This is a genomic window from Brevibacillus nitrificans (genome assembly GCF_003710965.1).
Taxonomy (GTDB): Bacteria; Bacillota; Bacilli; order Brevibacillales; family Brevibacillaceae; genus Brevibacillus; species Brevibacillus centrosporus.
In genome coordinates, this window is sequence record NZ_RHHU01000003.1 from 260,161 (window position 1) to 273,073 (window position 12,913).

Consider the following 12,913-nt stretch of genomic DNA (forward strand, 5'->3'; position numbering starts at 1 on the left):
TACAGCCAGCGGAGGTGAAGAACATGAACAAGACACGGATGAGCCGAGTAGGGGAAGAGATCAAGAAAGAGCTGAGCATGCTTTTGCAGCGAGGCCTCAAAGATCCGCGTATCGGCTTTGTTACCGTTACAGATGTGGAAGTGAGCAGCGACCTGCAGTTGGCGAAGGTATATGTCAGCATCTTTGGAAGTGAGGAGCAGCGTAAAGCATCTTTGGCTGGATTGCAAAAAGCAAAAGGCTACCTGCGAACCGAAATCGGCAAGCGCGTGAAGCTGCGCCACATTCCTGATTTTACATTTAAACTGGACGAGTCGATCGACTACGGCAGTAAAATAGAATCAATCCTGCGGGAAATCTCCACTGAAGAGGGAAAACAGGATGAAGCCAAATCGTAATGCTGTGGAGGAAGCGGCACAATTCATGCAATCGCATGACCGCTTCCTGGTTCTTTCTCACGTCAATCCAGACGGGGACGCGACAGGCTCTGCGCTTGGAGTTGTCATGATTCTCGAGCAGTTAGGTAAAGAGTACGTGGTTGTAAACGAAGGGGAAACACCGGTGAAATTTAACTTTTTACCGCGTTTTGAACAGCTGCGAAACCTTTCGACGCAGCCACTGGATGAAACATTTGAGGCCGTGATCGCCGTAGACTGTGCTGATGAGTCTCGGATGGGCGATGTACGGTCTTTATTTGGTTCAGGAGCTGCCTTGCTCAATATCGATCACCACCCGACGAATGATGGCTTTGGCAGCATGAACCTGATTCGTACGGATGCGGCAGCTACGGCAGAAATTTTGTATGACGTAGCTGTGGCAGCAGGTGTCACTTTCAATGAAGAACTGGCTCTGTGCATTTACACGGGTCTTTTGACGGATACAGGAGGCTTCCGCTATTCCAATACGTCCCCCCATGTAATGGAAATTGCGTCGCAGCTGCTGCGTTACGGAGTCAAGCCGGGTGAGGTCGCTGAGCGCTGCTTGGAAGAAATCACGCTGGCTCACGTAAAAATGTTGAGACTTGCTCTGCAATCGCTGGAAATGTCTCATAAAAACCTGGTGGCTTCCATTACGGTGCGTTTGGAAGACTTCGCACAGGCGGGGGCTGGTCGTGACGACACAGGAGGGCTGGTCAACTACTGCCGGAACATCGAAGGCGTAGAAGTAGGCGTCTCCTTTGTAGAGTCTGAAGTAGGCGCTGTGAAAGTGAGTCTGCGTGCACGTGATCGCGTGGATGTATCGGCGATCGCCAAGCAGCTGGGCGGCGGCGGTCATGCCAAAGCAGCAGGATGCACGATTCGGGGCTCCTTGCAGGACGCAAAAGCAAAAGTATGGCTTGCATTGGGAGAAGCATTAGGAGTGAACAGCAATGAGTAACGTAAACGGTGTGCTTGTAGTGGACAAGCCGGCCGGAATGACCTCGCACGATTGCGTGTCGCGAATCCGCCGACTCTACGGAACCAAGAAAGTAGGGCACACAGGGACCCTCGATCCGGATGTGACGGGAGTGCTTCCGATCTGCCTGGGGCAGGCTACGCGGCTTGTCGAGTATTTACAGGAGCTTCCCAAACGTTACGATGTGGTCATGCGCATTGGCTCCTCTACGACTACCGAAGATGCTTCCGGTGAAGTCATTGAGCAGAAAGAAGTCGATACGGCTTCGATTACAAAAGAACGGGTGGAAGAGCTCTTCCAATCTTTTCTCGGTGAGATCGATCAAGTGCCGCCGATGTACTCCGCAGTCAAAGTCAACGGGGTTCGACTGTATGATCTAGCGAGAGAAGGCACCGTAATTGAGCGGCAATCCAGAAAAGTGACCATCTATGAGCTGACTCTTCACGATATTTCGGACGGCGATGGTGTTGTGGACGTTTCGTTTACCTGCACCTGCTCGAAAGGCACCTACATGCGTACCTTATGTGTTGACCTCGGGCGCGTACTGGGGTATCCTGCCCATATGAAGCTGCTGCGGCGAATAAAGAGCGGCCCGTTCACAGAAGGGGAAGCAATCCCTCTCCAGGCACTGGAGGAGCAGGCTGCAAACGGGGAAGACCTTTCCCGTCATTTGGTCTCGATCCCACAAGCCATGTCGTTCATGCCAGCTTTTCAGGTCAAGCCGGAGCGCGTTCGGGCAGTGCGAAATGGGTTGGTTACGGCACTGCCAGGTGTCAAGGTTGAAGAAGGCAGCCTGATTTGCCTCTTTTCAGAGAATGAACTGCTCGGGATTCACCGCGTCTGCCGTGGGGAAAAAGGCCTCTTTGCCAAAGCAGAAAAAGTCTTTCCTTCCGAGGTGTAACCGTGAAAACGATCTCCCTGACATATCCATTGTCGACAGAATTACAGTCACAGCCTTGCGCCATCGCCCTCGGGTACTTTGATGGTGTACATATTGGTCACAGGCGGGTCATTCAAAAAGCGATTGATACAGCAAAGGCAAATGGCTGGCAGAGTACAGTGCTGACATTTGATCCTCATCCGCGCGAGGTTTTGGGGCAAAGCGGCTATACCCGCTATTTGACTCCACTTGCTGACAAGCTGGAGCAATTCGAAAAAATGGGTGTGGACACCACCTACGTGATGAGCTTTGATATCGGCTTTGCCGCAGTGTATCCGGAAGATTTCATTTCAGAATGCCTGTTGCCCCTGAATTGCCGTCATGTTGTCGTCGGTTTTGACTATACATTCGGGCATCGCGGGATGGGAACAGCGCAAACTCTCCAGGAGATGAGCGAGGGTCGTTATGGGCTGGATATTGTCGGGCCTGTAAATCGTTTGGGTGAGAAGGTCAGCAGTACGATCATTCGAGAGTACCTGTACGATGGCGATGTGAATCAAGTCCATCTGCTGCTGGGGCGTCCTTATAAAGTGCGTGGAACGGTTGTTCATGGCGACAAGCGTGGGCGTACGATCGGCTTTCCGACGGCGAATGTCAAGGTAGCTGCCCCCTATCTGATCGGGAAAAACGGCGTCTACGGCGTACGTTTTACGGTCGATACGAAAAGCTACTACGGCGTGATGAATGTCGGGATCAAGCCGACCTTTGAGCTAGAAAAGAAAGAAAAATCGCTAGAAGTACACATTTTTGAGTTCTCGGGCGAAATATATGGCAAAGATGTAGAAGTAGAGTTTCTTTTTTACATTCGCGAGGAGCAGAAATTTGCTGGTGTGGATGCCCTGATCGCGCAAATTCAGCGTGACGTGGATACGGCAAAGCAAAAAATAGAAGAGTACTCTCGTAATTGAGGAAACTCCTTTGCTTTTCGCAAAATGGTATGCTATAATTCAAAACGTTGTACAGATAACCGCAGCTTGGCTGACCGAGGCTCACCGACGGCAGACTCGGCTAACGGTATAAAAAATGAGGAGGTGAGTCATGATGGCATTGACTCAAGAACGTAAAACTCAACTGATCCAAGAGTTCCGTACTCATGAGAACGACACCGGTTCGCCGGAAGTGCAAATCGCTATCCTGACCGAAAACATTAACAACCTGAACGGACACTTGCGTACTCACAAGAAAGATCACCACAGCCGTCGTGGTCTTCTGAAAATGGTAGGTCAACGTCGTAACCTGCTGACATACCTGCGTGAATCCGACGTTCAACGTTACCGTTCCCTGGTAGACCGTCTGGGTCTGCGTCGCTAATTAGCGTCTTGAAAAAAGCGGGTTCTTCCCGCTTTTTCTAACGTGTAGGAGTGTGCAGCGCCGCATTGGTCTGCACCCTCTGAAACGTTCAATAGAAGCTTTTTTTAACGAGTAAGAATGTAAAAGCCGATTGCTTTTATATTCTGTAGCGCAAATGCGCCTCATGAATAAGCCTCGACAGAGGTTTTTTTATTATCCAGGAAGACTGCCAAGCGTAACCATTTAATTTTGTGTGTGGCAGGAAATAATACATATAGGTAGAAAACAAAGTGTAGATATGCACATTGTCGTGAAGGAGGACTGCTAGTAACATGGAGCAACAATTCCGTACATTTGATTTCGAACTGGCAGGCCGTAAGCTGACCCTGGAATTTGGTAAAATGGCCAAACAGGCAAATGGCTCGGTCCTGGTTCGGTACGGCGATACGGCAATCCTGTCTGCAGTGACGGTCTCGAAGGAACCAAAAGCTCTTGATTTCTTCCCGCTAACTGTCAACTACGAGGAACGTCTCTACGCAGTCGGGAAAATCCCCGGCGGCTTTATTAAAAGAGAAGGTCGTCCTAGTGAAAAGGCGATTCTGGCAAGTCGTTTGATTGACCGCCCGGTTCGTCCACTTTTCGCAGAAGGTTTCCGTAATGACGTACAAATCGTAAATACTGTTCTGTCTGTCGATCAAGATTGCTCGCCTGAGATTGCTGCCATGATTGGTACATCTGCAGCGCTTTGCGTTTCTGAAATTCCTTTTGAAGGACCAATCGCGGGTGTCATCGTAGGCCGCGTAGACGGACAATTCATCATTAACCCTACTGTAGCTCAAGCGGAAAAGAGCGATATCCACTTGGTCGTTGCGGGAACGCATAAAGCGATCAACATGGTGGAAGCGGGCGCAAACCAGGTGCCAGAGTCGGTCATGCTGGAAGCGATCATGACGGGTCATGATGAAATCAAGAAAATTATTGAGTTCCAAAACCAGATCGTTGCGGAGATCGGCAAGGAAAAAATGCAGGTGATCCTGCATGAAGTAGATCCCGAGATCGATCAGGCTGTGCGCGGCTTTGCCGAAGCGCGTTTGAAAGAAGCAGTACGCATTGAAGAAAAGCAAGCTCGCTACGATGCGATTGATAATATTAAAGCGGAGACCAAGGAGCATTTTGCTGCCTTGAATCCGGAGACCTTTGAAGAGCAGGAAAAAATGATTGGCGAAGTGCTGGGCAACATCGTAAAAGATGAAGTCCGCCGCCTGATCACCGAGGAAAAAGTTCGCCCGGATGGACGAGCTCTCGATGAGATTCGCCCGCTCTCCAGTGAAGTTGACATTTTGGCACGTACACATGGTTCCGCTATGTTTACACGTGGTCAAACCCAAGCATTGAGTGTGGCTACTCTGGGTGCACTGGGTGATGTTCAAATCCTGGATGGTCTGGGACTGGAAGAATCCAAGCGCTTCATGCACCATTACAATTTCCCGCCGTACAGCGTAGGGGAAGCACGCCCGCTTCGTCCTCCTGGTCGCCGTGAAATTGGTCACGGAGCATTGGGTGAACGTGCGATTGAGCCGATCATTCCTTCCGAAGTGGAGTTCCCTTACACGATCCGATTGGTTTCTGAGGTTATCGAATCCAACGGTTCCACATCGCAGGCATCGATTTGCGCAAGCGTTCTTGCCTTGATGGATGCAGGGGTGCCGATCAAAGCTCCAGTAGCAGGTATCGCAATGGGACTGATCATGGGCAAGGACGAAAAATCGTTCTCGATCCTGACAGACATCCAAGGCATGGAAGATCACCTGGGTGATATGGACTTTAAAGTGGCAGGTACCGAAGCAGGGGTTACTGCGATCCAAATGGACATCAAGATTTCCGGTATTAACCGCGAGATTTTGGAAATGGCATTGGAACAGGCTCGCATCGGACGACTGCACATCTTAAAGCACATGATGAGCACGATCTCTGCTCCGCGTGAGACTTTGTCTCCATACGCACCGAAAATCATGACGATGACGATCAATCCGGAGAAAATCCGCGATGTCATCGGTCCTCAAGGCCGCGTCATCAACAAAATTATCGAAGAGACTGGTGTCAAAATCGATATTGAGCAAGATGGCCGTGTCTTCATCGCTTCGATCAACCACGAAGCAAACCTGCGAGCCAAACAAATCATCGAAGACCTCGTGCGTGAAGTCGCTGTTGGACAGACTTACCTCGGAACTGTCAAGCGCGTAGAGAAGTACGGTGCATTCGTCGAGCTGTTTGCAGGAAAAGAAGGACTGTGCCACATCTCCCAATTGGCAGAAGAGCGAGTAGCCAAAACCGAAGATGTAGTCGCCGTAGGAGATAAGATACAAGTTAAAGTAACGGAGATCGACGACCAAGGTCGTGTCAATCTCTCCCGCAAGGCTGTATTGAAGGAGCAGGCAGCTGCTCAGCAAGCAGACTCTGCACCAGCAACAGCTGAATAAACAACAAGCAAAAGGCTTCGTCACTCGAAGAAATTCGCGTACGGAAGCTTTTTTCTTTTTTCGTCTAACTCCTCCCCCGGATTCATACATTGGACAAAGAGAGACTTGTACGAACGGGAGGAGGCGCGTGCCCCAATGACGGCAGCGAAGAGGAGGTTTGTGTTTACAATCAGCTGCGCAGTTCTGTTTATGCTGCTGCTCAATTACAAGCCCATCCATCAATACATAGATGTGATGAAGAGCCAAAAGGCAATAACGGCGGATGGGCAGCTGGATGAGAGGGAACGACTGCGAGGCTTGATCGAGCAGTGGAAAGCCGGAGTGGAAGAGCTGCCCATCGACGCCGTTTACGATAAAAGCTGGAAATCTGCAATTCCAGGCTACAACGGACGTATTGTAGATGTAGAGGCCTCCATCCATAAAATGAACGCTACGGGTATTGTGAGTCCAGATTCGTTGGTGTACAAAGAGGTCCCGCCTGCTGTTTCACTCGAACAGGTTGGGGTTTTACCTATTTACCGGGGAAATCCGAACAAGCCAGCGATATCGTTTATGATCAACGTAGCGTGGGGAAACGAGTACCTCGATTCCATGCTGAATACGTTAGACAAACACGGAGTGAAGACGACGTTCTTTTTAGATGGCTCCTGGGTAAAACGTTACCCGGAGGAGGCGAAAAAGATCGCCGCAAGAGGACATGAAATAGGGAATCATGCCTATTCGCACCCGGATATGAAAACGTTAGGTACACAGCGGATTCAGCAGGAGATCGGCAAAACGCAAGAAGTCATTCAGAAGACGATTGGGGTGAAACCGACGCTCTTTGCACCGCCGTCCGGTTCATTTGATCAGAGGGTTGTGCAAATCGCCCAGTCCTCGTTCCAAATGAAGACGATTTTGTGGACAGCCGACACGGTGGATTGGCAGAAGCCTTCGCCAAGCTGGGTTGTGCGCAAGATCAGCCGGTTGATGGGGAATGGTGTACTCGTGCTCATGCACCCGACAGCAGCTTCGGAAGCGAGTCTCGATCAGCTATTGACGATTGCAAAGCAGAAAGGACTGGTCCCTACCACTGTTTCAGAAGTGATCTCTGCGAACCGTCTCCAGAAGTAAGTAAGCGTGATCATTTCTTGTGGAGACCAGGGAAGTTTGCTATAGTTAGACGTGTTTACAAGATTTCCCCCTAGAAAAGTGGATAGAGAGATGATCAACCGAGGAGGATTTGTGTGATACAACGTCATACGTGTGATAACGGTCTTAGAATCGTGACGGAAAGGATTCCGTCAGTTCGCTCTGTTGCGCTTGGCATCTGGGTCGGGACCGGTTCGAAATATGAAAACGATGTAAATAACGGCATTTCACACTTTTTGGAGCACATGTTCTTCAAAGGAACGGCAACTCGCTCGGCAAAGGAAATTGCAGAAACCTTTGACGAAATTGGGGGCAATGTGAACGCCTTTACATCTAAAGAGTACACCTGCTACTACGCACGAGTGCTTGACCAGCATGCGCCAATTGCCTTGGACGTGCTCTCTGATATGTATTTTCACTCCGTCTTCGATGCAGAAGAGCTGGAGAAAGAAAAAAATGTAGTGATTGAGGAAATCAGCATGTATGAGGATACGCCAGACGACCTTGTACATGATTTGATCGCAAAAGCTTCCTATGGGAATCACCCTCTGGGCTACACCATCTTGGGTACAGAGGATGTCCTGAGAAGTCTGAAGCGGGACGATTTGCAACGATATGTGGATCAACGTTATCTACCGTCCAACACGGTGATCACGGTTGCAGGGAACTTTGAGGACAGCTTGATCGAGGACATTCAAAAGCGCTTTTCTGCATTCCAGCGTTCTTCGACTTTGCCAACCCTTACGACTCCCGATTTCGCAGCCGATGTCATCTTCCAGCAGAAAAAGACAGAGCAGGCACATCTGTGCATTTCGCTTCCAGGTTTTAAAGTAGGCCATAAGGATACCTATTCGCTGATTCTGCTAAACAATGTACTGGGTGGAAGTATGAGCTCCCGCCTCTTCCAGGAAATCCGCGAAGAGCGTGGTCTCGCTTACTCCGTATACTCGTATCACTCTTCCTATAAGGAAGCAGGGACTTTTACTGTATACACGGGTACGGCTCAGGAGCAGGTCGGGCAAGTCTTTGACATCGTCTCCCAAGTGCTGAGAGATGTTGCGGATCACGGGATTACCGATAAAGAGCTCAATAAAGGAAAAGAACAATTAAAAGGAAGCCTCATGCTGAGCCTGGAGAGCACGAACAGCCGCATGAGCAGACTGGGGAAAAATGAACTGCTACTGGAACGTCATCTCAACTTGGATGAGGTTTTGGCAAAAATCGATTCGGTAACGCACGAAACGGTATTGTCTGTAGCCCAGCAGCTCTTCCGCTCCAAATTGGCGATGGCAATGGTAAGCCCGTTGGAAGGATTCCCTTCCAATATAAAAAACGACATTCTTTTATAGAAACAAATGGTACAAGAAAAATCCGGCATAGGCCGGATTTTTTTGCGTATATCAACAAGTAATCAGGACAAAGGGGGGAGCAGCATGCGGCTCAGCGATTTGGGAGGGAAAGAAATCATTGGTCTGGATACAGGCGAAAAAATGGGGGTGATCAGCGACTCAGATCTCGTCATTCACCCGGAGAGTGGACAAATCCAGTCGATTATCCTGCCAGGGGGCAGTTTTTTCGGGTTCGGGAAGAAGCGTGAAGATATTGTCATCCCCTGGAGCTCCATCGTGAAGATCGGACCAGACATGGTCATTATTCAATTAAATCAACAGGAAATACAAGCTTCTCAAAAGTAGGCCACCTGTCACCGAACCAGGGGGAAGAGAATAGGATGGGGGTAGACCGCATCGTTTTTCGTCAACTTTTTCACATGGAAAAACCTTTGCGTTTCGATCATTTAATGCAGTAAAATGTGTGGAAAGGGGAACGCAGCATGCTAACGGGCATACATGTTGCCTTCATCGGCGGAGACGCTCGCCAGTTGGAAGTAATCAAACGTTGCATACAACTGGATGCTAGCGTCACGTTAGTTGGCTTCGACAACCTGGAAAGCAATTTCACAGGGGCAACGAAGAAACCATTAACATGCGATGTGTTGAAAGACGTGGACGCCCTCATCCTTCCAATCGTTGGGACAGATGACCAAGGCTTCGTGGAAAGTATTTTTTGCTCCAAACAATTGCAGCTGCAAGAGGAGCACGTAGCGAGCTTACCTAAGCACTGCGTGGTATACACGGGAATGGCAAAGCCCTATTTAAAAAGACTGCTCGATCCCAAGAAGATTCCACTGGTGGAGCTCTTGGAACGTGATGAAGTCGCGATCTACAACTCCATCCCTACTGTGGAGGGAGCATTGATGATGGCGATTCAAAATACGGACATCACGATTCACGGATCGCAGTCAATTGTTTTGGGACTAGGCAGAACCGGTTTATCCATGGCTCGAGGACTGCATGCATTGGGAGCACGCGTCAGAGTGGGGGCTCGGCGTCAGGAACACTTGGCACGCATTTATGAGATGGGAATGACTCCCTTCCATATAAGCGAACTTAGGCAACAGGTCACAAATGCTGATTTTATTTTTAATACCGTCCCGCAATTATTGCTCACTGCTGAAGTGATCGCTCAAATGCCCCAGTCGGCGTTTATTCTTGACCTGGCTTCCAAGCCGGGCGGCACAGATTTTCGCTACGCCGAAAGACGAGGCATCAAAGCGCTTCTCGCTCCCGGATTACCTGGAATCGTTGCACCTAAAACCGCAGGACAAATTCTCGCTCAAACTTTGTCTCGTCTCATTGCGGAGCAATCGAAAACCAGGAGGGAATCATCATGAGTAAGCTTCAAGGGAAGACCATCGGATTTGGGTTGTCAGGATCACATTGCACATTTGAAGAAACCATGCCGCAGATCAAGCGGTTCATCGATGCTGGAGCACGTGTGATCCCGATCGTTTCCAATACCATCATGACGACAGATACGCGATTTGGCACATCGGCTAGCTGGCAGCAGCAGCTAAAGGAACTTACAGGAGAAGAGCTGATCTCCACAATTCCCCAGGCAGAACCGCTAGGGCCTTCAAAATTGCTGGACGTGATGCTCATTGCGCCTTGCACCGGCAGCACAACCAGTCGTTTGGCAAATGCCATTACAGACAGTGCTGTGTTGATGGCAGCAAAAGCGACGATGCGTAATCTGCGCCCACTGGTTATCGCTATTTCAACAAACGATGGTTTGGGATTAAATGCGGCCAATATTGCCAAGCTGTTGGCTGCCAAAAACATCTATTTTGTGCCATTCGGACAGGATGCTCCGGATAAAAAGCCTAATTCGCTTGTCGCTCGCATGGACTTACTGTTGGAGACATGTGAGGCTTCCTTGGAAGGGCGACAATTGCAACCCTTGCTCATCGAACGATTCAACTATTAATTCCAACACTACAGAAAAACAAAAATCAACCAACCTGTTTTCTCGCGATTAGGAGGAGAGTAAGAGATGGCTAACCAACTGACTTTTAATGTCGCTGTAGTAGGCGCAACTGGCGCAGTCGGACAACAAATGATTCGACTTTTAGAAGAGCGCGATTTTCCGATTAAACAGCTGAAGCTGCTTGCTTCTGGGCGTTCCGCCGGTAAGACCGTAACGTTCAAGGGACAAGAAATTGTTCTGGAGGAAGCAACGCCAGAGAGCTTTGCTGGGGTCGACTTCGCTTTGTTTAGTGCAGGTGGAGGAGTAAGTAAGGAATTGGCTCCTCATGCTGTGCGCCATGGTGCCATTGTCATCGACAACACCAGTGCTTATCGGATGGATCCAGAAGTTCCATTGGTCGTTCCGGAAGTAAACATGGAAGCTGCGCTCGCGAATAAAGGTATCATTGCGAATCCGAATTGCTCCACGATTCAGATGGTTGCTGCTCTGAAACCCTTGTATGATCGTTTTGGCATAGACCGTATTATCGTTTCTACTTATCAAGCGGTTTCCGGCGCCGGACAATCCGCGATCAACGAATTGCAAACCCAAAGCCGTGACATTTTGGATGGCAAAGAGCCAGAATGCAACGTGCTGCCAGTAGGAAAGCTTCCCGTACACCATCAAATTGCCTATAATGCGATTCCGCAAATTGATGTGTTTACAGATAACGGATTTACTTATGAAGAAATGAAAATGGTGAACGAGACCAAAAAAATCTTCGGTGATGATACAGTATTGGTGTCGGCCACATGCGTTCGCATTCCGGTCGTTTACGGACACAGCGAATCTGTCTACGTAGAGCTGAAGCAGGATTTCGATCTGGAGGAAGTAAAGTCTCTGCTTGAGGATGCTCCTGGGGTCGTTCTCGTAGACGTACCGGAAGAGCAGCGCTATCCGCTTGCTACCGATGCTACAGGCAAACTGGATGTCTTTGTTGGCCGTGTGCGTCGTGATCTCCATCACCCGCGCGGACTGCATATGTGGATCGTTTCTGACAACCTTCTCAAAGGTGCGGCATGGAATACAGTACAAATTGCTGAAGAACTCATCAAAGCAAGAGCATAGGGGAGAGGTTAGTGAAGATTCTCGTCCAAAAGTTCGGTGGTTCTTCCTTGACGACGGAGGATTGCCGAAATCGGGCAATCTACCATATAGAAAAAGCGATCGATGAGGGCTATGCCCTCGTCGTTGTCGTATCAGCGATGGGACGTAAGGGTGATCCCTATGCTACCGATACACTTCTGCAGTTGGTTCGCAATAATGGAAACCAATTGCCAAGTCGGGAAATGGATATGCTGATGCATACGGGGGAAATCATTTCGGCTACGGTCATGTGCAGCATGCTAAACGCACGTGGAATCAAAGCCACTATTCTCACGGGCGGTCAAGCGAACATCATTACCAGCGATGATTTCAGCAACGCGCAGATCCTGACAATCGATCCCGCTCGCATCCACAAAGAACTGAAGGCAGGAAATGTCGTCATCGTACCGGGCTTTCAGGGCAGGACGGAAGAGTGGGAGATTACAACGCTGGGACGCGGTGGAAGCGACACGACCGCAACAGCGCTTGGGGTCGCCCTATCGGCGGAAATGGTGGATATTTTCACCGATGTGGAAGGAATCATGACCGCTGATCCGCGCATCGTACAAGAAGCACAGCCGCTGGCGATGGTGACGTATACCGAAATTTGCAATATGGCTCATCTGGGTGCAAAAGTGATCCATCCTCGTGCAGTGGAGATTGCGATGCAGGCAAACGTGCCGATTCGCGTACGCTCCACATTTTCGGACGACCCCGGGACATTGGTCACGACCATGCTCGAAATAGGGAAGATGGGTTATACTGTTCACGACCGACTTGTCATGGGGATTGCTCACGTACCCAATATTACGCAAGTGAAGGTGGCAAATCGGGAAGGGCATTACGACACCCAGCTTCAAGTGTTTAAAACCATGGCAACCAACAATATCAGTGTAGATTTCATCAATGTGAATCCTCTAGGTGTTGCCTATACGGTTCACGATGAAATGGGTGAAAAAGCTGCGCGGTTGCTCATGGACTTGGGCTATGAACCACAGCTATTGCCGCATTGTGCCAAAGTATCGGTCATCGGTGCGGGAATGACAGGAGTTCCTGGTGTCATGGCACAAATAGTTGAAGCGCTGACCCAAGAAGATATTCAAATTCTGCAATCAGCCGATTCCCATACGACGATTTGGGTGCTGGTACACGAAATGGATATGGTCAGAGCCGTTCGAGCACTCCACCAACAATTCAATCTGCACGCACATCATATGTAAGACTGACAAAG

General features: G+C 49.5%; 13 protein-coding genes. All 13 read left to right on the forward strand.

Translation table 11 applies throughout. The features are described 5' to 3' along the window. Positions 1–23 precede the first annotated feature (23 nt). Complete coding sequence (gene rbfA / locus EDM59_RS03190; RefSeq protein WP_092266704.1) at positions 24–395, forward strand: 30S ribosome-binding factor RbfA; 372 nt, start codon at positions 24–26, stop codon at positions 393–395. Continuing rightward, positions 379–1,374: a DHH family phosphoesterase gene (locus tag EDM59_RS03195; RefSeq protein ID WP_122922297.1), complete on the forward strand. Its 996-nt coding sequence runs from the start codon at positions 379–381 to the stop codon at positions 1,372–1,374. Before rbfA ends, EDM59_RS03195 begins: the two co-directional genes overlap by 17 nt. Further along, positions 1,367–2,293 (forward strand): tRNA pseudouridine(55) synthase TruB, encoded by a 927-nt coding sequence (gene truB / locus EDM59_RS03200; protein WP_122922298.1) that lies wholly within the window; start codon positions 1,367–1,369, stop codon positions 2,291–2,293. Before EDM59_RS03195 ends, truB begins: the two co-directional genes overlap by 8 nt. A gap of 2 nt (positions 2,294–2,295) precedes the next feature. Further along, the gene (locus EDM59_RS03205) at positions 2,296–3,240 is read left to right on the forward strand and encodes a bifunctional riboflavin kinase/FAD synthetase (RefSeq protein WP_122922299.1); all 945 of its coding nucleotides are present in this window, start codon (positions 2,296–2,298) and stop codon (positions 3,238–3,240) included. 133 nt (positions 3,241–3,373) lie between these two features. After that, positions 3,374–3,643 carry a 30S ribosomal protein S15 gene (rpsO, locus tag EDM59_RS03210; RefSeq protein WP_092266965.1) on the forward strand — a complete coding sequence of 90 codons (270 nt, stop codon included), beginning with the start codon at positions 3,374–3,376 and terminating at the stop codon, positions 3,641–3,643. A gap of 311 nt (positions 3,644–3,954) precedes the next feature. Next, the gene (gene pnp, locus EDM59_RS03215; RefSeq protein WP_122922300.1) at positions 3,955–6,102 is read left to right on the forward strand and encodes a polyribonucleotide nucleotidyltransferase; all 2,148 of its coding nucleotides are present in this window, start codon (positions 3,955–3,957) and stop codon (positions 6,100–6,102) included. Between the two features lie 135 nt (positions 6,103–6,237). Further along, positions 6,238–7,215, forward strand: a complete 978-nt coding sequence (locus EDM59_RS03220) for a polysaccharide deacetylase family protein (RefSeq protein WP_122922301.1) — start codon at positions 6,238–6,240, stop codon at positions 7,213–7,215. A 113-nt stretch (positions 7,216–7,328) separates the two neighbouring features. After that, positions 7,329–8,582, forward strand: coding sequence for a M16 family metallopeptidase (locus EDM59_RS03225; RefSeq protein ID WP_122922302.1), 1,254 nt, complete (start codon positions 7,329–7,331; stop codon positions 8,580–8,582). A gap of 84 nt (positions 8,583–8,666) precedes the next feature. After that, a complete protein-coding gene (locus EDM59_RS03230) occupies positions 8,667–8,927 on the forward strand; it encodes a YlmC/YmxH family sporulation protein (protein ID WP_122922303.1) in 261 nt (86 codons plus the stop codon). A gap of 137 nt (positions 8,928–9,064) precedes the next feature. Further along, positions 9,065–9,964 (forward strand): dipicolinate synthase subunit DpsA, encoded by a 900-nt coding sequence (gene dpsA, locus EDM59_RS03235; protein ID WP_122922304.1) that lies wholly within the window; start codon positions 9,065–9,067, stop codon positions 9,962–9,964. After that, the gene (locus EDM59_RS03240) at positions 9,961–10,557 is read left to right on the forward strand and encodes a dipicolinate synthase subunit B (protein WP_092266713.1); all 597 of its coding nucleotides are present in this window, start codon (positions 9,961–9,963) and stop codon (positions 10,555–10,557) included. Before dpsA ends, EDM59_RS03240 begins: the two co-directional genes overlap by 4 nt. A gap of 66 nt (positions 10,558–10,623) precedes the next feature. After that, positions 10,624–11,664: an aspartate-semialdehyde dehydrogenase gene (locus EDM59_RS03245; protein ID WP_122922305.1), complete on the forward strand. Its 1,041-nt coding sequence runs from the start codon at positions 10,624–10,626 to the stop codon at positions 11,662–11,664. Positions 11,665–11,675: 11 nt separating this feature from the next. Then, positions 11,676–12,902 (forward strand): aspartate kinase, encoded by a 1,227-nt coding sequence (dapG, locus tag EDM59_RS03250; RefSeq protein ID WP_092266715.1) that lies wholly within the window; start codon positions 11,676–11,678, stop codon positions 12,900–12,902. The last annotated feature ends 11 nt before the right edge of the window (positions 12,903–12,913 follow it).